Source organism: Prevotella rectalis (genome assembly GCF_900607215.1).
GTDB lineage: Bacteria > Bacteroidota > Bacteroidia > Bacteroidales > Bacteroidaceae > Prevotella > Prevotella brunnea.
The window spans coordinates 1043426-1061923 of the sequence record NZ_LR027822.1; the positions used below are offsets into that span (position 1 = coordinate 1043426).

The window sequence follows — 18498 nt, forward strand, 5'->3', positions numbered from 1 at the left end:
ATGGTCGAGAGATTTTATCAGCTGACCATATACCGGCTGTCCGAAGAAATGTGTACTTTTGCCCATGTTATCTGAGTTTGGAAACAAAAGCAAAGATAACAAAAAGGGCTGATACCTCGTGAGAAGTGTCAGCCCTAATTCATAAAAAATGTGGGATGTTTAGCGGACAGTAATATTTTTTTGTTCCATCTACTAAAAGCTTAGCTTTCACTTTTTAAAAGCTTAGCTTTTGCATTGCAAAAGGTCATGTTTTGGAGTGCAAAAGCTAAGCTTTTAAATCGAGATTAATAACGTATTGATTATCAGTAAGATACAAAGCGAGTTTTTATCCCTGTTTTTATCATGCAATTTCGTTGGTCAGGTAGCATGTTCGCCATCAAGAATTCGTTTGCCTTCGCCTGAATGTGCCATCGCTAATCCATAAGCCGAAAACGTGCATTGGAAGATAAAACATCGCGGTTTTTCCATTTTCCATCGCGTTAATCCATCGCACAGGCCGGCAACGAATCACACGCCTTTTCTACCGAAATCGGCAGGTATCTCGCCCCACCTTTTCGTCTCCCATTTTATCATGGGTACAAGCACCGCGTGCATTTGCAACCATTTCTCAGCTCGTGCGATGATGTTATGCAATTCCGCCGTTTTCATGTTGCGTTCCAATTTGGTCTTACATTTCTTTTTTTTCACCCATGTTATGGCATTGTAAGAGTCGCTATAAATCACCTTATCGGTGATGCTTTGTTTCTCCATCAGCGCGAGCGCGTGCACGATGGCAAGGAACTCACCGATGTTATTCGTACCCCACGTTGGTCCGAAATGAAAGACTTGCGCTCCCGTTGCCAAATCAACGCAGCGATACTCCATGGGACCGGGATTGCCCGAGCAGGCGGCATCCACTGCCCATGCGTTTGCTTTCACTTCAAGTGGCAAGGGCAACACAGTGTCGTGGCGGTTGTTCGGAGGATTTTGTAACATAACCTGAAACCATTACATCCGTTCGGGAACCTCTATTCCCAACAATGCCATGCCGTTTTTGATAATCTTGGCTACATCGTGGGCAAGAACCAGACGCACGCTCTTTTCTTCCTCGCTTTCGGCGTTGAGAATGCTGTAGTCATGATAGAACTGATTGAATTCCTTGGTCAGCTCGTAACAATAGTTGGCAATGCCACTCGGACTGTAGTCTATTCCCGCTTGTGCCACTGCCACGCCAAAATCGTTCATTTTCTGGATGAGCTGAATTTCTTTCTCGTTCAAAGGCGCATCATCGGGCAGTGTGGCAGGCACCGTGAACTTCGTTTCCGCAGCTTTGCGCAGGATGCTTCTGATTCGGGCGTAAGTATATTGAATGAATGGACCCGTGTTGCCATTGAAGTCAATCGACTCCTCCGGATTGAAGAGCATGTTCTTGCGTGCATCTACTTTCAGAATAAAGTATTTCAAGGCACCCAACCCCACGACACGAGCAATCTCGTTCTTCTCTTCCTCACTCATATCCTTAAATTTTCCAAGTTCATCCGATGTCTTGCGAGCATCGGAAATCATGGCTTCGATGAGGTCGTCGGCATCTACCACGGTTCCCTCGCGACTTTTCATCTTCCCGTTGGGAAGTTCCACCATGCCGTAGGAGAAGTGGACAAGGTCTTTTCCCCATTTGAATCCCAACCTATCGAGAAGGATGGAGAGCACTTGGAAATGATAGTTTTGCTCGTTGCCCACCACATAAATCATCTTGTCGATGGGATAATCCTTGAAACGCATTTCCGCCGTACCGATGTCCTGAGTCATATAAACCGAAGTGCCATCGCCTCGGAGAAGCAACTTCTGATCGAGTCCTTCATCGGTGAGATCAGCCCATACGGAATTATCTTCCTTACGGATAAAAAGCCCTTTCGCCAAGCCCTCTTCCACCTTTTTCTTTCCTTCGAGATAGGTATTGCTCTCGTAGTAAATTTTATCGAAACTCACGCCCAGAGCTTTGTAAGTTTCGTCGAAGCCCGCGTACACCCAACCATTCATTGTTCGCCAAAGATTGCGAATGTCTGAATCTCCGGCTTCCCATTTCACGAGCATCTCGCGAGCTTCCTTCATCAATGGCGACTCTTGTTCTGCCTTGTTCTTGGCTGTTTCTTCGTCCATGCCCAGCGAAGTGTATTTCTCCATCAACTCTTTCTGTTCGGCACGATAATGTTTGTCAAAAGCCACATAGAAATCACCAATGAGGTGGTCGCCTTTCTTTCCTGCTTTCTCAGGAGTAACGCCCTCACTCCATTTCTGCCACGCCAACATGGACTTGCAGATATGGATGCCGCGGTCGTTCACAATGTTGGTCTTTATCACCTTGTAACCATTGGCTTCCATGATTTGCGCCAATGCCCATCCGAGCAGATTATTGCGTACGTGCCCCAAATGCAGGGGCTTGTTCGTGTTGGGCGAAGAATACTCCACCATTGCCAACGGACTGTCCGCCGTTAAGCGTTTCTCTCCAAACTTCTCGTCGGCATGAATATCATTGAGCAGTCCAATCCATGCTGCCGGAGCAACAACGAGGTTAAGAAAGCCTTTCACAACGTTAAAACCCTCCACTGCCTTACAGTTCTTCTTGAGATGTTCTCCCAGTTCTCTCGCCGTATCTTCAGGCTTCTTTCGCGAGGTTTTCAACAATGGAAAGGTAACGAGCGTAAGGTTTCCCTCAAATCCGGAACGGGTTTTTTGCAACTGAATCATTGTCGCGGGCACTTCCGTTCCATATAGTTCTTTCACGGCTGAAAGTGCCGCATGAGTTATCTGTTCTTCTATCTTCATGTTCGTAAATGATTATATGCCTGCAAAGGTAATAAAAAAAAAGAAAAAAGTCCCGGCTCACATATAAAGATAAAGGAGCGGACATATTTCAATTGGGGGCATCCCATGCTCTGCCTCGGGTGTTTCGTGCCGGGGACAATAAAAAAAGACGCTCCCTACGGAACGTCCTTTTCATTTTTACGCTTACTTTCGTTAAGCGTTTACTGCGTCTGCCAACTCGGCACCAGCCTTGAACTTGGCAACTTTCTTAGCGGCAATCGTAATTTTCTGCTTTGTTGCCGGATTGATTCCTTCATGAGCCGGACGCTCCGTAACAGAGAATGTACCGAAGCCTACCAACTGAACCTTGTCACTTGCAACCAATGCCTCTTTAATGGCAGCTGTTGTTGCGTCCAATGCTTTCTTTGCGTCAGCCTTGCTCAAACCTGCGCCGGCTGCAATCTTCTCAATCAGTTCTGATTTGTTCATAACCTTAATCTTTTTTATTAAATATATATAAATTATCTACTTTCTTTGTTGCAAATATACTTGTTTCATTTCGTAATACAAACAAAAAGCAAAGAAAAGTGAAGAAATTACTAAAAAAAAGTGCTTATATGCGCGATTTATGCGCGATAACAGGAAAATTTCGTAATTTTGCGTGCTGAAATAGAATGTTATCAAATTATGCGTAATCTACCAATTGTAACAAAAAACTTGCTGATCATTAATATCCTGATGTTCCTCATGACGATGGGAACGGGAAGAATGGGGATAGATCTCAACAAGATATTCGGACTGCACTTTTTCCTCGCAGAGGATTTCCATCTGTGGCAACTATTCACTTATATGTTCATGCACGGCGGTTTCATGCACATCCTGATGAACATGTTTATGTTGTGGATGTTCGGAATGGTGGTTGAGAACGTTTGGGGGCCAAAGAAATTTCTGTTTTATTATTTGATCTGTGGAGTTGGAGCCGGAATTTGCCAAGAATTGGCTCAATATGGTTCATATATGATGGAAGGACTCTCTGCCTATCAATATGTGAACATAAACGGCATGAGGATGATCATGGGCGATTATCTGAACCTTTGGACTACGGTGGGGGCATCGGGTGCCATCTATGGTGTGCTGTTGGCATTTGGAATGATGTTCCCCGAAGAACGAATGTTCATCATTCCCATTCCCATTCCCATCAAGGCGAAATGGATCATCATTGGTTCCATCGCCATTGAGCTGTTTTCCGCTTTTGGAACAAGCAACGATGGTGTGGCACATCTCGCCCACTTGGGAGGAATGCTTTTCGGATTTCTACTCATCAAGTATTGGCAGAAACACCCATACGCCGGAGATGACTTTGGAATGAACAGAGGTGAACAGTTCTTTAACCACCTGCGCAACAACTGGGAACAACGCAAAACCCGAACGACCGGCAAGCGACAAGGTAGCGATTACTCGGATTGGCACACGAAGAACACGCAACAACCTGAAAGCGACTGGGATTATAACACACGAAAAAAACGCGAACAGGAAGAAATTGACAAGATTCTCGACAAGATTCGCAAGAGTGGATATGACAGTCTGACAAAAGAAGAAAAACAAAGACTGTTTGACAACAGCAAGTAAGCACGAGTCTCTCTATACCAAAAATATCGAAAAGCAATGTTTTTTCTCGGTAAAGACAGCAAAGCGGAAAGTGGTACACAAAGAAAAAACCACCGATGGTTCTTATTCCTGCTCTTAAAAGTTCTCAACGTGCTGACAATCATCGCCATGATGATGGTGGGTTTCTCCGACAGAATCAATCCGACGGAACACGCCTTATGGTCCATTCTCGGACTGGGGTTTCCCATTCTCTTGATTATCAATCTGGGATTCCTTGTCTTTTGGGTCTTTTTTCGCGCGAGAATGGTTTGGCTTCCCTTACTCGGACTGTTAATGTGCTATGTGCCCATTCGCAAATACACCCCTTTCAACCCACCAAAGGATCCCCCTTTCAAATCATTGAAAGTGCTTTCCTACAACGTTTTCATGTTCGCTGTTGAGGATTTGGATGAGAATGAGGATAATCCGATTGTGAATTATATCCTCGACAGTAAAGCCGACATCGTTTGTTTGCAGGAAGCGGACACGATGGGTGTGAAACGAAAAAATGTTTTCAAACGTTTCAGGGCAGCATTCCCTTATTGCGATGCTGAGAAAGCTCCCATAAAATATGGGCAAACCATGATCTTGCTGAGTAGATTCCCCATACTCCGAAAAGAAAGAATAGCATACGAATCGGAAGGAAACAGTAGTTTCGCGTATATCATTGATTATCATGGCACGGAAGTGCTTGTTATCAACAACCACTTTGAGAGCAATCGCATGACTGAGGAAGACAAAGAGAGCTATAAGAGCATCGTGAAAGATCCTTTGAACAACTTAGACGCACCGGAAGTCCCCACGCGATTGATCGACAAGCTTACCACCGCTGCCACCTTGCGTGCTCCACAAGTGGAAACCGTGGCAGCATACGTGAAGAAATATCAAAGCCGACGAATGCCCATTATCCTCTGTGGCGACTTCAATGATAGCCCGATAAGCTACGCCCACCACACGATAGAGAAGCTTCTGACCGATTGCTATGTATCCTGCGGTAATGGTCCGGGAATATCCTATAACCGGAGCGGAATGTATTTCCGCATCGATCATATTTTTTGTTCGGATGATTTCAAGCCTTATGGAGCGAAAGTGGATAATAAAATAGCGGCATCCGATCATTATCCTATCTACACATGGCTAAAATTCACGCCAAAACCTTAAAAAATAGAGAATAAAATCGTTTAAATTTTCTAAAACGTGAAAAAATAACTATCTTTGCACGTCTATATATTGAGTAAAGAACAAACAAAAAGAAGCGAGCCATCAACCGGGGAACTGTTGATAACAATGCAACGGTCAGAGATTTCCCTAAGCTGAAAGGCAAAAAATCAAAGGACAATCAGAGGAAGCGCGAAGGGCAAAAGCCCATTGGTTGTCGAAAAGTCGGAAGGCTGATTGCGATGAAAAAACAATAAATCAAATCAAACAAATAAAATGCAAAACAAAGGATTAGTAATTTGTGTTGCCGTCTTGCTGACGCTTGCAAGCATTTTCTACTTGTCTTTCACGGTAGCAACAAGCTACTATGACAGTCAGGCGGCAAAGATTAAAGACCCTATTGCGCAACAGGACTATAAGGACTCTGTGAAGTACATGGGTATTTACTCCTACCAAAAGTGTCTTGAAACACAGATAGGTCTCGGACTTGACCTTAAAGGCGGTATGAACGTTATCCTTGAGATTTCCGTTCCCGACGTAGTGGATGTGCTCGCCGACCACAAGACCGATGCAGCCTACGTAAAGTCGATGGAAGAAGCAAAGGAACAGGAAATGACCAGTCAGGCAGACTTCATCTCTCTCTTCATTGATGCATACCACAAGAATGCTCCGGGACACAGACTGGCAGAGATATTCGCCACACAACAGCTCAAAGGCAAGGTGAACACCCAGAGTACTGACAAGGAAGTGGAAGCCGCGCTTCGCGAAGAAATCACGGCAGCCATCGACAATTCCTACAACGTGGTGCGCAACCGTATCGACCAGTTTGGAGTGGTTCAGCCCAACATTCAGAAACTTGAGGGTCAGGAAGGCAGACTCATGGTGGAAATGCCGGGTATCCGTGAACCGGAACGTATGCGCAAACTCTTGCAAGGCTCCGCTAATCTTGAGTTTTGGGAGACATACAACAACCAAGAAATCGCACCTTATTTAACACAGCTTGACCAACGGTTGGCTAACGGCGATACAAAGGTGGAAGACAACGACACTGCCAAAGCAGAAGCAAGTGCCCAGACCAAGGCAACCCAACCCACATCAAAACTCTCGTTGAAAAGAGATAATAAACTTGTTGCCAAAAGTACCAATGCTCAGATGGCAGCAGCAAAGAAGCGCAACCCCTTGTTATCAATGTTGCAGCTCGTTCCGGGCGATGCGTTAAGCATGGTGGGCTATGCCAGCGCACGTGATACGGCAGCCATAAACAAAATTATTTACAGCCGTTTGGCAAAACAGGTATTGCCTTCCGACTTGCGTCTGCTTTGGAGCGCGAAGCCGGCAGATGGTGTGCAACAGAAGAATATCTACGAATTGCATGCCTTGAAAATAACCACCGCCGATGGTCGCGCACCGTTGGAAGGTGATGTGATAACAGATGCCAAAGACCAGTTCGACCAATTCGGGCGTCCGGAAGTAAGCATGAGCATGAATGCCGACGGCGCACGTCAATGGGCTAACCTGACAAAGACAAACATCGGCAAAGCCATTGCCGTTGTTCTCGATGGGCTTGTTTACACTTCACCGCGCATCAAGCAGGAGATTGATGGCGGTCAGTCGTCCATTTCCGGATCGTTCACCATAGAAGACACGAAAGACCTTGCCAACACCCTGAAATCTGGTAGAATGCCTGCTCCGGCACGCATCGTACAAGAAGAAGTGGTAGGTCCTACACTGGGTGCACAATCCATCCGTCAAGGTCTGTGGTCGTTTGGAATTGCTTTCGTACTCCTGATGATTTACATGATTGTCATGTACGACCTCATCCCCGGTATGCTCGCCAACGCTGCGTTGCTTGCCAACCTCTTCTTTACGTTAGGCATCCTCGCCTCATTCCAATCGGCACTAACCATGCCGGGTATTGCCGGTATCGTGCTAACGCTTGGTACCGCCGTTGATGCCAACGTGCTCATCTACGAGCGCATCAAGGAAGAGATGCGAGCAGGCAAGGGCATCAAAGAGGCTCTGAAAGCCGGTTACAGCAATGCTTTCTCTGCCATCTTCGACTCCAACCTCACCTCGCTCATCACCGGTGTCATCCTCCTTGTAACGGGTACGGGTCCCATCCGAGGCTTCGCCACCACTTGGATCATCGGTTTGGTTTGCTCTTTCTTCACCGCAGTGTTCGTAACTCGTATCATCTACGAGAACCGTCTGAAGAAAGACAAATGGCTCAACCAGAAATTCCATACTTCCATCAGCAAGAACATGTTGCAGAACACAAACTGGCACTTCATGAGCATGTACAAGAAGAGCTTCACCGCATGGGGCATTGCCATTGTTATCTGCATCGTTAGTTTCGCTGTTCGCGGACTGAGCCAGAGCATCGACTTCACCGGAGGTCGCAACTATGTCGTTACGTTGAATAAATCGGTACATGTCGAGGAGGTTCGCAAGGTATTGGAGAATGCGTTTGTCAATACCAATGGAGAGAATGCCGGCAAACTTGCCACCACCAATGTCATCGCCTTGGGAACGGAGGGCAACACCATCCGTGTATCCACTAACTACAATATCGATTCCAACGATCCGGCTGAAGACGACCATGCAGAGAACTTGCTCTACACCGCGTTGAAGAAAGGAAACTTCGTAAGTCAGAAAGACGTGGAAAGTTTCAAAAACCCGGACATCCGCGAGGGTGGATCCATCATCAGCTCGGCAAAGGTTGGTCCGTCGGTGGCAAAGGACATCACCCACGGTGCCATCATCAGCGTTGCACTTGCCATCGTGTTCATCTTCCTCTACATCCTTCTCCGATTCCGCAACATCGGTTTCTCTGTAGGTTCTATCGTAGGTTTGATTCTCGACACGACAATCGTAGTGGGCATTTTCTCACTATGCTATGGATGGATAGGATTCTCGCTCGAGATTGACCAGACGTTCATCGGTGCCATCCTGACGGTAATCGGTTACGACATCAATGATACCGTGGTTGTATATGACCGTATTCGCGAGAATCTGCGCAACAACAAGCATCGTCTGAACAAGACCGATATGCAGGCGTTATTCAACGATTCCATTAACCAGACCCTCGCACGTACCGTCAACACCTCTGTTTCCACCTTGATTGTATTAGTATCCATCTTTGTACTCGGTGGCGACAGCATTCGCAGCTTCTCGTTCGCGATGATTATCGGTGTGATCATCGGTACACTCTCTTCCATTTTCATTGCTTCGCCGGTAGCTTATTTGGTATTGGGAAAGAAAATAGAAAACCGCTTGGCGGTCGCTACGGCTGACGAAACGAAGAGTTAAGGGGCATAAACTTTATGACAAATAATCAAAAAAGGTCGGTACTTCACAGTAAGTGCCGACCTTTTGTTTTCCCAAAAATGAAAAAATGCGAAGGAAAAAAACGGAACAATTCTCTAAAAACACACAAGCGAAAAACGAGTCTATAAACTCTTGAAAATAAGTACTTTACGAGACAGTATTCAAAAGCTTAGCTTTTACACTCTAAAAGCTTACCTTTTAGCTGTCAAAAGCTCACCTTTTGCAATGCAAAAGGTGAGCTTTTGGAAATTGGTGGTGAACGTCGGTATCAAAACTGCTTTCTCATACCGGCAAAAAGCCATAAAAAGTATCTGTTCATTCACTTTCCGAGGTCTTCCGCCTATAGGTGATAATCGTATTCCCGAAGTTTCCCACTTGTGTGATGGTTAAATTCTTGGGCAACGTGGGTGCATCGGTTCCATCCTCCACAACGAAAGGGGCGGTTTCCACCCTTATCTCGTCCCATAAACCCCGGTCGATGAACGATTGAAGGAGTTTTCTCCCACCTTCCACAACCAGACTTTGCATCTCATTCTCGTACAGATGTTTGAGAAGCGAGGGAATGTTTGGGAAGACGTGTGCCGGATTCTGAAATGAAAGCGAGGAAGACAAAACAAACTTCTGCGGACTGTTACCACTCCATTCTCGCACGTTCAATCGCGGATGTTCCAACTCTTCGGTTATCCGTCCCACAAGTATGGCATCGTTCTCAGCACGCAGTTTGTGCACCAGCATTTTGGTGAAAGGTGTGGAGAGGAGCAGAGGGATATGCCGTAATTGCGCGCTCGTGCCGTTTTGTGAAGGTCGCGCGGTCGAATTGCCTATTTTGCCATTGACAGTCTGTGCCCATTTTAGTAGAATGTAAGGACGCTTATGAGTGTGAAAAGTGATGAATTTCCGATTCAGGTCCAAGCATTCTTTCTCCAGCACCCCCGTCGTAACTTCTATTCCCGCATCCCTGATGCGCCGTATGCCTCGTCCCTGCACCTCGGAGAAAGGGTCTATGCAACCACAGACCACACGTCTTACGCCTTTGCGAACAATGAGATCGGCACAGGGGGGTGTCTTCCCATAGTGCGAACACGGTTCAAGACTAACATAGAGCGTGGCTTTGTCAAGCAACGGTTCGTCTTCAGCACGCACTGAGGCGAACGCATTGACCTCCGCATGTCCCTCGCCGCAACGAATGTGGCAACCTTCGCCGATAATCCTGCCTTCTTCACTCACGATTACCGCACCGACCATTGGGTTGGGTCTTGCCGATAGCTGACCGTTTTTTGCGAGTTGCAAACAGCGTCGCATATACATTTCGTCTGTTTCCGTTTGTATCATATCCATTTATTTTCTACCTTTGCAAAATGTCATATCAGAAATTGTGCAAACGACTCACACCTCTTTATCCCGAAGGCGAGGCACAAGCCATCGTGCGCACCGTCTTGGAAGTCCGCTTCGGACTAACTCCAACGGATGTTTACGCAGGCAAAGTTAATGAATTATCCACAGACGACGCAGCCGAACTCGAAAAAATGATGCTCCGGTTGGAGCAATCGGAACCGGTGCAATACGTCTTGGGCGAAGCCGACTTCATGCACCGTGGCTTTCATGTGGAAAAAGGAGTGCTGATACCACGTCCCGAGACCGAAACGCTCTGCCGATGGGTGATGGAAGATTACGACCACCCTTATTGCGCCTTACGCCCCCCAAAACCATTAAGCATCTTGGACGTGGGCACGGGAAGCGGATGTATTGCCATTACGCTGGCATTAGACCTCGATAACTCTTCCGTTTCCGCATGGGATCTCTCCGGCAACGCACTGCTAACAGCTCGCAGCAACGCGTTGAGACTGGGAGCCAACGTAAACTTTCAATGTGTGGATATACTTCATCCAAGCAAGGGAAGCGAAGAGTTCGACATTATCGTAAGTAATCCGCCCTATATCTGTGAGAAAGAACGCGGAGAAATGGAACGAAACGTATTGGATTATGAACCGGAAGAAGCCCTCTTCGTTCCCAATGACGACCCACTGCGCTTCTATCGAGCCATAGCCGAATACGCATCGAAAACGTTAAGCAGGGGCGGAGCACTCTATTTCGAAACCAATCCACATTATATATATAAGGTGAGAGAAGCATTGACCGCTTTGGGATTCGTCGGAATGCAGCTGAGGAACGACCCATTCGGAAAACAACGATTCATTAAAGCCTTTCGACCATGAAACCAATGAAACCGATGACAGAAGCTGAAGCATTGAAAAAACTCGGCAACCTATGTGCCCGCGGAGAGCATTGCTCCGGAGAAATGCAGGAGAAGATGCACAAATGGGGACTGTCCACCGATGCGCAAGAACGAATTACAGACTATCTCATCGAGCACAAATACATCGATGATGAACGCTTTACACGCTTTTTCGTGCACGATAAAATCGCATACAACAAATGGGGACGAAAAAAGATAGAACAGGCATTATGGATGAAACGAGTGCCCGAACAGATTTCGCGACCTATTTTAGACGAGGTGCCGGATGATGAGTATCTGACCGTGCTGCGACCGCTTCTGAAAAACAAACTTCCGGGAATAAAAGCCACAACCGACTATGAACGTTCCATGAAACTTATAAAGTTCGCAATGGGGCGTGGGTTCACCATCGATCTCATTCGCAAGTGCATCGACGATGAAACAGAAATTGACGATGAAACCTTCGAATAGTTTTTTTGCTCGTTTAATCGACCTTATCGCACCACGTGCTTGTCCGGCATGCGGCAATAGATTAAGCATAACGGAACGAATGCTCTGCGCCAACTGCAACCTTGCACTTCCAAGAAGAAACTATTATCTTTCGCCTTACGACAATGAGCTTGCCAGACTTTTCTGGGGCAGAATCCCCATAGAGAAATGTGTCGCCTTTTGCCTATATCAACCACAGGCACTCTTCAGCCACCTTATCTATAAATTGAAGTATTACGACCATCCGGAGATAGGAACGGAATTGGGAAGAATGATAGCAGAAGAATATCTACCCACGGGTTTCTTCGAGGGCATTGACCTCCTGCTACCTGTTCCGTTGGCACGAAAACGCATTCGGCTCAGAGGCTACAACCAAAGTGTGGAGATAGCGCGTGGCATTAAGTCGGCAACTCACTTGCCAATTGTGGAGAATGCCGTAAGACGCAAGTCGTTCAAAGGTAGCCAAACAAAGAGAAACAGATGGGAACGCAATATGAACGTTGAGAACGACTTTGAACTGTTACGTGCCAAAACGCTTGAGAACAAACACGTGTTACTGATAGATGATGTCATAACCACAGGTGCCACCATAACAGCACTTGGCAAAGAAGTGATGAAAGCCCAAAACGTAAAAATAAGTATCTTGGCTTTGGGATTCACTAAAAGTTAACTATCTTTGCACAGAAAAGCAACTTAAAGAAACAATGGAAGACTTAAAAAAAATATTCGCAGGAAAACTCTTGAGCATTAAAGCCATTAAATTGCAACCCAACGATCCTTTCCTATGGGCAAGTGGATGGCACTCACCATTCTATTGCGATAACCGCAAAACGCTTTCGTATCACGATGTACGCTCCTTCGTAAAGCTGGAGCTCACCCATGCCATTATGAAGCATTTCCCCGAAGCAACCGCTGTTGCCGGCGTAGCTACCGGAGCAATAGCTCAGGGCGCACTGGTTGCCGACGAATTGGCAATGCCTTACGCATACGTTCGCCCGAAACCGAAAGACCACGGCATGAAAAACCAAATCGAAGGCGAACTGCCCAAAGGCGCGAAAGTAGTGGTGGTAGAGGATTTAATCTCCACCGGTGGCTCTTCGCTGAAGGCTGTGGCTGCTTTACGTGAAGCCGGCTTCGAAGTTGTAGGCATGGTGGCATCCTATACCTATGGCTTCCCGGTGGCAGAACAAGCTTTCCGCGACGCAAACGTGCAGCTCGTAACGCTCACCGATTATCACAACGTGGTGGAGAAAGCATTGGAAACGGGTTATATCAAGAAAGAAGATGTACCGATGCTCGACGAATGGCGCGTAGATCCTGCCAATTGGAAAAAGTAAAGCAAGGAAAAAACAGATGAGTAAGTTTGAAAGCAGCATAAAGCAAATCCCCTATTCGCAGCAAAGTGTCTATAAGATGCTGAGCGATCTGAGAAACATCGAACGGGTGAAAGGGGCAGTTCCGGAAGAAAAATTAAAAGATTTAACTTTCGACAGCGACACTATCTCCATCAGCGTGCCACCGGTTGGTCATGTGAGTATGCGCATCATGGAACGAGAAGAACCCAAAATGATAAAGTTTGCAAGCGAGAAATCGCCTATATCCTTTAATTTTTGGATACAAATCCTGCCCACCGGCGAAGCAAGTTCCAAGATTCGACTGACCATAGATGCCGAAATACCTTTCTTCGCTAAGGGAATGGTCGCAAAGCCACTACAGGAGGGAATAGAGAAAATTGCCGACGTGTTGGCAATGATTCCTTACGAATAGGCTTTCGCTTGCCGATAATCCTGCTATGGCATACATATCTCGCCACTTTGAGATACGTATCTCATTACCACCGACATACGTATCTCACCGGTAGCGGCATATATGTCTTGTCATCACAAGACCCTACGTATCTCACGGTATGAGCTACGCTTCTCGTTTCATACATTGATTGAAGACCAAATAACGCGACAATATGAACAGATTTTCATGGATTGAACTTTGCGTGTTGCTATTTCTCGTAGCTTGCGGCGACAATATAGATTTCGAGTACAGCGATTATCACTGCAATCTCACCATTGACAATTCCACACACTTGGATGCCACACTCGCAAGTGCCATGAATGTGGGCTCTCCGGGCGTGTTTACAGTCATCAAACCCGTGTTTAAGAATGGGTCAAACTATTTTGATTTTACCAATAATCATGGACTTTCATCAGAGAAACGGTTCAATGCCATCGACTCAAGGTTAGAGAGTTATCACCATGTAGGCATGAAACAAGGACTCATTGTTGGTTTCGGAAATTTAGAACAGCCGGCAAAGTTCTACGCTTACGACCTGCAATGCCCCAATTGTTTCCATCTCAAAACTTTTCCCATGCGCAGTTACGAGCTTACGCTGAACGAAGCCGGAACAGCTTTTTGCAAAACGTGTCGCAGAAGTTACAACATGAACACAGGAGGGAATATTGTTTCGGGCGACAAGGGAAAGTCCTTGGTGAAATATCGCGCCAACACCACCGGTCCGAACGGACTATTGCGCGTCTATTAGGGCTAACCCTGAATTGGTAGCAGAAAGGAATGTGATAAAAAAATTGCAATAATTTTGTCATATTCGATAAATTGCCTTATCTTTGCAAGCGGTTTGCCGCAATGGTGGAATTGGTAGACACGAGGGACTTAAAATCCCTTGGCCAGAAATGGCTGTGCGGGTTCGAGTCCCGCTCGCGGCACTTGCAAGTTCCAAGATAAGTTTGGAAACACTTCTTAAACCTTATTCACATGAAACGAATAGTTTTTTTTATTACATTCTTATTGCTATTGGTTTCTTGTGGTACTCGCAGTGGGCACTTCAAGATGGAAGGTCGCTTGTTGCACATCAATCAAGGAGAACTTTATGTGTATAGTCCCGATGGGGCTATCGACGGAATGGACACCATCAAGATACAGGGTGGACGATTTACGTATGAGATACCATGTCGATATGCGGCGACACTTGTGCTCATCTTTCCCAACTTTTCCACGCAACCTGTCTTCACCGAATCGGGAAAAGCCGTGGAAATGAAAGCCGATGCCTCACACCTGAAGGAAATGGAGATAAAGGGAACGGAAGCCAACGATCTGATGACACAATTCCGAAAACAAGTTTCGTCAGCTTCCCCGCCCGAGGAACAAAAGGCGGCAATACGCTTTGTGAAAGACCATCCCGAATCACCCGTCAGCGTATATCTCACCGAGAAATATCTCCTACAAAGCGAAGGAGCCGATTTCAAACAGGCAGCGCAACTTGTGAACCTCATGGCGAAGAAACAACTCAAGAACGGAACGCTCGCACGACTCAAAAGCCAGTTGTCCGGATTGAAGAATGCCACAATCGGAAGTCAGCTGCCAAAGTTTTCAGCAAAAGACTTGAATGGAAAACTTCTCACAAACGCCGACCTGAAAGGCAAGACCATCATCTTCAACGCGTGGGCTACGTGGGATTATGAGAGCATGGAAACACAACGCCTCTTGGAGGAATTCTCTCAAAAAGGACAAGCAACCGTCATTGGCATCTGTGTGGACGCATCGCCCAATCAAGCTCGCGATGCGCTGAAACGCGACAACATAACTTTCCGGAACATTTGCGACGGACGAATGATGGAGGGAAAATTGTTCAAGACGTTAGGTCTGAATACCCTTCCCGATAATATCGTTGTCAGGAACGGCAGGATAACCGAACGAGGCGTGAATGCCAATACACTCAGACAACGGCTGACCAACCTTAATATATAATGCTTGTAAAAACCTATTGCGCGGCAGTGAACGGAATGGAGGTAACAACCGTTACCGTTGAGGTAAGCATCACGCGTGGCGTGCTCTATCATTTATCCGGATTGGGCGATACCGCCGTGAAAGAAAGCCACGACCGCATTGCTGCTGCCTTGCTGAACATAGGCTATAAATTCCCCGTTGCCGACATCACCGCCAATCTCTCGCCTGCCGATTTACGCAAAGAAGGCTCAAGCTTTGACCTTCCGTTGGCTGTTGCCGTGCTTGCCGCCAACGAGAAAATGCACACCGATCGACTTGAGGAGTACATGCTCGTGGGCGAGTTAAGCCTCGACGGAAGCCTGCGCCCCGTAAAAGGAGCTTTACCCATTGCCATCAAAGCGCGTGCTGACAAGTTTAAGGGACTCATTGTGCCAAAAGCCAACGAGCACGAGGCTGCCGTAGTGGACTCGTTGGAAGTGTATGGCATGAATAACCTGTCGGAAGTCATCGCGTTTCTCAATGGCAGCTACGATGCCACACCATGCGTGGTGGACACCCGAAAAGAATTTTATGAACATCAGTCCACCAACGACTTGGATTTTGCCGACGTTCGCGGACAAGAAAACGTGAAGCGAGCTTTGGAAGTGGCTGCCGCCGGCTCACACAACGTCATTATGGTGGGTCCGCCGGGAAGCGGAAAGAGCATGATGGCAAAACGATTGCCCTCCATTCTGCCACCCCTGTCGCTCACGGAGAGTTTGGAAACCACCCAAATTCATTCCATTGCCGGAAAACTGCAAAGAGACTCCGGATTGATAACACAACGCCCCTTTCGCAGTCCTCACCACACAATATCCGAAGTAGCCCTCGTGGGAGGCGGAATGACACCCATGCCGGGCGAAATCACACTTGCACACAACGGCGTGTTGTTCACCGACGAGTTACCGGAGTTCAACAAACACACGTTAGAGGTGCTTCGACAACCTTTGGAAGACCGCTCCATCACCATCTCGCGAGCCAAATACACCGTTACTTATCCCTGCAGCTTCATGTTCGTGGCAAGCATGAACCCCTGTCCGTGTGGATACTACGGAGACCCCACGCACCATTGCGTCTGTACGCCGGGACAAATCCAACGCTATCTCTCCAAAATTTCCGGACCCTTACTCGACAGGATAGACCTCCAGATAGAACTAAGTGCCCTGCCGTTCGCCGATATCAGCAAAGCCGCACCGGGCGAATCGAGCACGTCCATTCGCCAACGCGTCATGAAAGCACGCGCCATCCAAACCGAACGCTTCAAGTCTTATCCCAAAGTTCATTGCAACGCACAGATGACCGAACGCATGATACATCAGTTTGCCGAACCTGACGAACAGTCGATGGCACTACTTCGTTCCGCCATGGAGCGCCTCAAGCTCTCCGCCCGCGCCTACAACCGCATCTTAAAAGTGGCACGCACCATTGCCGACCTTGAAGGCTCGGCTGTCGTACAGGCTTCGCACATTGCCGAAGCAATAGGCTATCGCAGTTTGGATCGGGGCGATTGGGCGGAACGCGAACTCTAATCTCCGCTCTTGTTCCATTAATTACGGTTCACAGACAACGGGGCTGTTATTTCCGATTTTTGTTTTATTGTAAAGATTATTCACAAACATCGCGCAAAAGCTTAGCTTTTGTAACACAAAAGCTAAGCAAACGCACCACAAAAGCTCACCTTTTACGCTGCAAAAGCTAAGCTTTTGCAACCCAATCCTTATCAGGTTGTCTTTTCCTGAATTCACTTGTCAGATCTGACGATGTATTTCTGTTTTACTTGTCAAATATTTTCTTATTTACTGAATGACTTGACATTAACATTATATAGTTTAAATTTGAAGTCAGTGCACTTGCATAAAAGAAGATGGACAACACCTAAGTTCCGTCATATTTTCGGCAAGGTCTTAGGGGGCTCGATGCCCCCTGGGACCTTTGGTGAAGATGGCATAAGACCGTCGTTCGCCATATTTTCGGCGTTCCAAAGATACGTTATATTTTTCTTTTTTGCAAGCATTTATCTCTTTTTCCAAAGATTTCTCCCGGGCTGTTCGCCTCTATAGACATCCATCGGACATTTCATTCCTATGCTCATATGCGGTCGTCTGTAGTTGTAGAAGGCTATTGCCTTGGAGATTTCCATATTGGCCTGGTCATAATCTCGGTACATCTCCTGCTGGTAAATCCACTCAACCTTAAAGGTTCCATTCGTCCTTTCCGCCACGGGATTGTCCGTAGGATTGTACCGTTCTGTCATACTAACCCTGATATGGTGGCACATAAGAGTTTCAACATATAGGTGGCAGGCATATTGCGAACCTCTGTCAGAGTGGTGTATCGTTCCGCAGAGGTTGCCTCCTCCGGCTGCCTTAACTGCCATTAGCAATGCCTCCTTCGTATTTATAGCCTCCATGGTTTCGGATAAGCACCAGCCTATGACAGCATGTGAGTAAACATCTGTAATGAGATGGAGGTACAGGACGTTGCCGTAAATCCAAACGTAGGTTATGTCGGCTGCCCAAATGTGGTTAGCATACATTGCCGTAACACCTTGTACAAGATTAGGATACTTCCTATAAGGATGATTGGAGTCCGTTGTACGTCTTCGCTTGTTCTTGGGAAGCATAAGTCCTTCTGAAGCAAGTAGTTTTAAGAAGGAGTCGCGACCATGAGTAACATCTTCACCTAGCTCCGACTTGAGGAGGACGTGCAGTTTCACACCGCCTATCCCGGGACAGCAGGCACGATAGTAGAGTACATTGTCAACTATCAGTTTACGCCTTTGCCGCTCAGAAATCACAAGCTTGCTGCTTGCGTAATACCACTGGCGTTTCTTGCCAAACAGCCCACAGAGGAATTCCACGGATACACCGGGAAACTCCTCACGCAGCGCCGTTACTGTTTGGCACCATCTTTTTTTAAGATGCTGATACCCTCCTCGGATTCGGCTATCTCTATGAGTTTCTCATAGGCACGGCTGCGCATCTTCTCCAAAGACAATGCGTGTTGGAGGTTCACTATCTTCTGGCGCAATATCTCATTGTCTGTCAAATTCGTTTCTTTATGAGCCATACGATACCTCT

General features: G+C 46.8%; 17 protein-coding genes and 1 tRNA gene. 12 read left to right on the plus strand and 6 right to left on the minus strand.

From position 1 onward, the window contains the following. Positions 1-507 precede the first annotated feature (507 nt). The 3 genes from E0E16_RS12735 to E0E16_RS12745 all read right to left on the minus strand — a co-directional run bounded on the left by E0E16_RS12735 (position 508) and on the right by E0E16_RS12745 (position 3273). Complete coding sequence (locus E0E16_RS12735) at positions 508-975, minus strand: RNase H family protein (RefSeq protein WP_130830551.1); 468 nt, start codon at positions 973-975, stop codon at positions 508-510. A 12-nt stretch (positions 976-987) separates the two neighbouring features. After that, positions 988-2805, minus strand: coding sequence for an arginine--tRNA ligase (gene argS / locus E0E16_RS12740; protein WP_130830552.1), 1818 nt, complete (start codon positions 2803-2805; stop codon positions 988-990). 192 nt (positions 2806-2997) lie between these two features. Beyond that, the gene (locus E0E16_RS12745) at positions 2998-3273 is read right to left on the minus strand and encodes an HU family DNA-binding protein (RefSeq protein WP_130830553.1); all 276 of its coding nucleotides are present in this window, start codon (positions 3271-3273) and stop codon (positions 2998-3000) included. 198 nt (positions 3274-3471) lie between these two features. Between E0E16_RS12745 and E0E16_RS12750 the strand changes: the two genes are divergently transcribed. The 3 genes from E0E16_RS12750 to secDF all read left to right on the plus strand — a co-directional run bounded on the left by E0E16_RS12750 (position 3472) and on the right by secDF (position 8898). Continuing rightward, positions 3472-4413 carry a rhomboid family intramembrane serine protease gene (locus E0E16_RS12750; RefSeq protein ID WP_130830554.1) on the plus strand — a complete coding sequence of 314 codons (942 nt, stop codon included), beginning with the start codon at positions 3472-3474 and terminating at the stop codon, positions 4411-4413. Positions 4414-4449: 36 nt separating this feature from the next. After that, positions 4450-5592 carry an endonuclease/exonuclease/phosphatase family protein gene (locus E0E16_RS12755; protein ID WP_130830555.1) on the plus strand — a complete coding sequence of 381 codons (1143 nt, stop codon included), beginning with the start codon at positions 4450-4452 and terminating at the stop codon, positions 5590-5592. A 273-nt stretch (positions 5593-5865) separates the two neighbouring features. Further along, a complete protein-coding gene (gene secDF / locus E0E16_RS12760; RefSeq protein WP_130830556.1) occupies positions 5866-8898 on the plus strand; it encodes a protein translocase subunit SecDF in 3033 nt (1010 codons plus the stop codon). A gap of 333 nt (positions 8899-9231) precedes the next feature. Here secDF and ribD read toward each other — a convergent pair whose 3' ends face one another. Then, positions 9232-10248 carry a bifunctional diaminohydroxyphosphoribosylaminopyrimidine deaminase/5-amino-6-(5-phosphoribosylamino)uracil reductase RibD gene (ribD, locus tag E0E16_RS12765; RefSeq protein ID WP_130830665.1) on the minus strand — a complete coding sequence of 339 codons (1017 nt, stop codon included), beginning with the start codon at positions 10246-10248 and terminating at the stop codon, positions 9232-9234. Positions 10249-10274: 26 nt separating this feature from the next. On the opposite strand from ribD, the gene prmC reads away from it, so the two are divergent. The 9 genes from prmC (at position 10275) to E0E16_RS12810 (ending at position 16947) form a co-directional block, all read left to right on the plus strand. Continuing rightward, positions 10275-11132: a peptide chain release factor N(5)-glutamine methyltransferase gene (gene prmC, locus E0E16_RS12770; RefSeq protein WP_130830557.1), complete on the plus strand. Its 858-nt coding sequence runs from the start codon at positions 10275-10277 to the stop codon at positions 11130-11132. Next, a complete protein-coding gene (locus E0E16_RS12775; protein ID WP_130830558.1) occupies positions 11129-11623 on the plus strand; it encodes a regulatory protein RecX in 495 nt (164 codons plus the stop codon). Before prmC ends, E0E16_RS12775 begins: the two co-directional genes overlap by 4 nt. Continuing rightward, entirely contained in the window at positions 11589-12311 is a 723-nt protein-coding gene (locus tag E0E16_RS12780; protein WP_240048153.1) for a ComF family protein, read from the plus strand. Before E0E16_RS12775 ends, E0E16_RS12780 begins: the two co-directional genes overlap by 35 nt. 34 nt (positions 12312-12345) lie before the next feature. Then, entirely contained in the window at positions 12346-12978 is a 633-nt protein-coding gene (pyrE, locus tag E0E16_RS12785; protein WP_130830559.1) for an orotate phosphoribosyltransferase, read from the plus strand. Between the two features lie 16 nt (positions 12979-12994). Further along, positions 12995-13408, plus strand: a complete 414-nt coding sequence (locus E0E16_RS12790) for an SRPBCC family protein (protein WP_130830560.1) — start codon at positions 12995-12997, stop codon at positions 13406-13408. Positions 13409-13601: 193 nt separating this feature from the next. After that, the gene (locus E0E16_RS12795; protein ID WP_130830561.1) at positions 13602-14177 is read left to right on the plus strand and encodes a hypothetical protein; all 576 of its coding nucleotides are present in this window, start codon (positions 13602-13604) and stop codon (positions 14175-14177) included. Between the two features lie 95 nt (positions 14178-14272). Next, a tRNA-Leu gene (locus E0E16_RS12800) sits at positions 14273-14358 on the plus strand. A 49-nt stretch (positions 14359-14407) separates the two neighbouring features. Next, positions 14408-15400, plus strand: a complete 993-nt coding sequence (locus E0E16_RS12805; RefSeq protein ID WP_181951347.1) for a TlpA disulfide reductase family protein — start codon at positions 14408-14410, stop codon at positions 15398-15400. Then, positions 15400-16947 carry a YifB family Mg chelatase-like AAA ATPase gene (locus E0E16_RS12810; protein WP_130830563.1) on the plus strand — a complete coding sequence of 516 codons (1548 nt, stop codon included), beginning with the start codon at positions 15400-15402 and terminating at the stop codon, positions 16945-16947. The genes E0E16_RS12805 and E0E16_RS12810 overlap by 1 nt, the downstream gene beginning before the upstream one ends. 485 nt (positions 16948-17432) lie before the next feature. Here E0E16_RS12810 and E0E16_RS12815 read toward each other — a convergent pair whose 3' ends face one another. Both E0E16_RS12815 and E0E16_RS13745 read right to left on the minus strand, forming a co-directional pair. Beyond that, positions 17433-18278 carry an IS3 family transposase gene (locus E0E16_RS12815; RefSeq protein ID WP_240048166.1) on the minus strand — a complete coding sequence of 282 codons (846 nt, stop codon included), beginning with the start codon at positions 18276-18278 and terminating at the stop codon, positions 17433-17435. 32 nt (positions 18279-18310) lie between these two features. Further along, positions 18311-18487, minus strand: a complete 177-nt coding sequence (locus E0E16_RS13745) for a hypothetical protein (protein WP_165444179.1) — start codon at positions 18485-18487, stop codon at positions 18311-18313. Between the last annotated feature and the right edge of the window lie 11 nt (positions 18488-18498).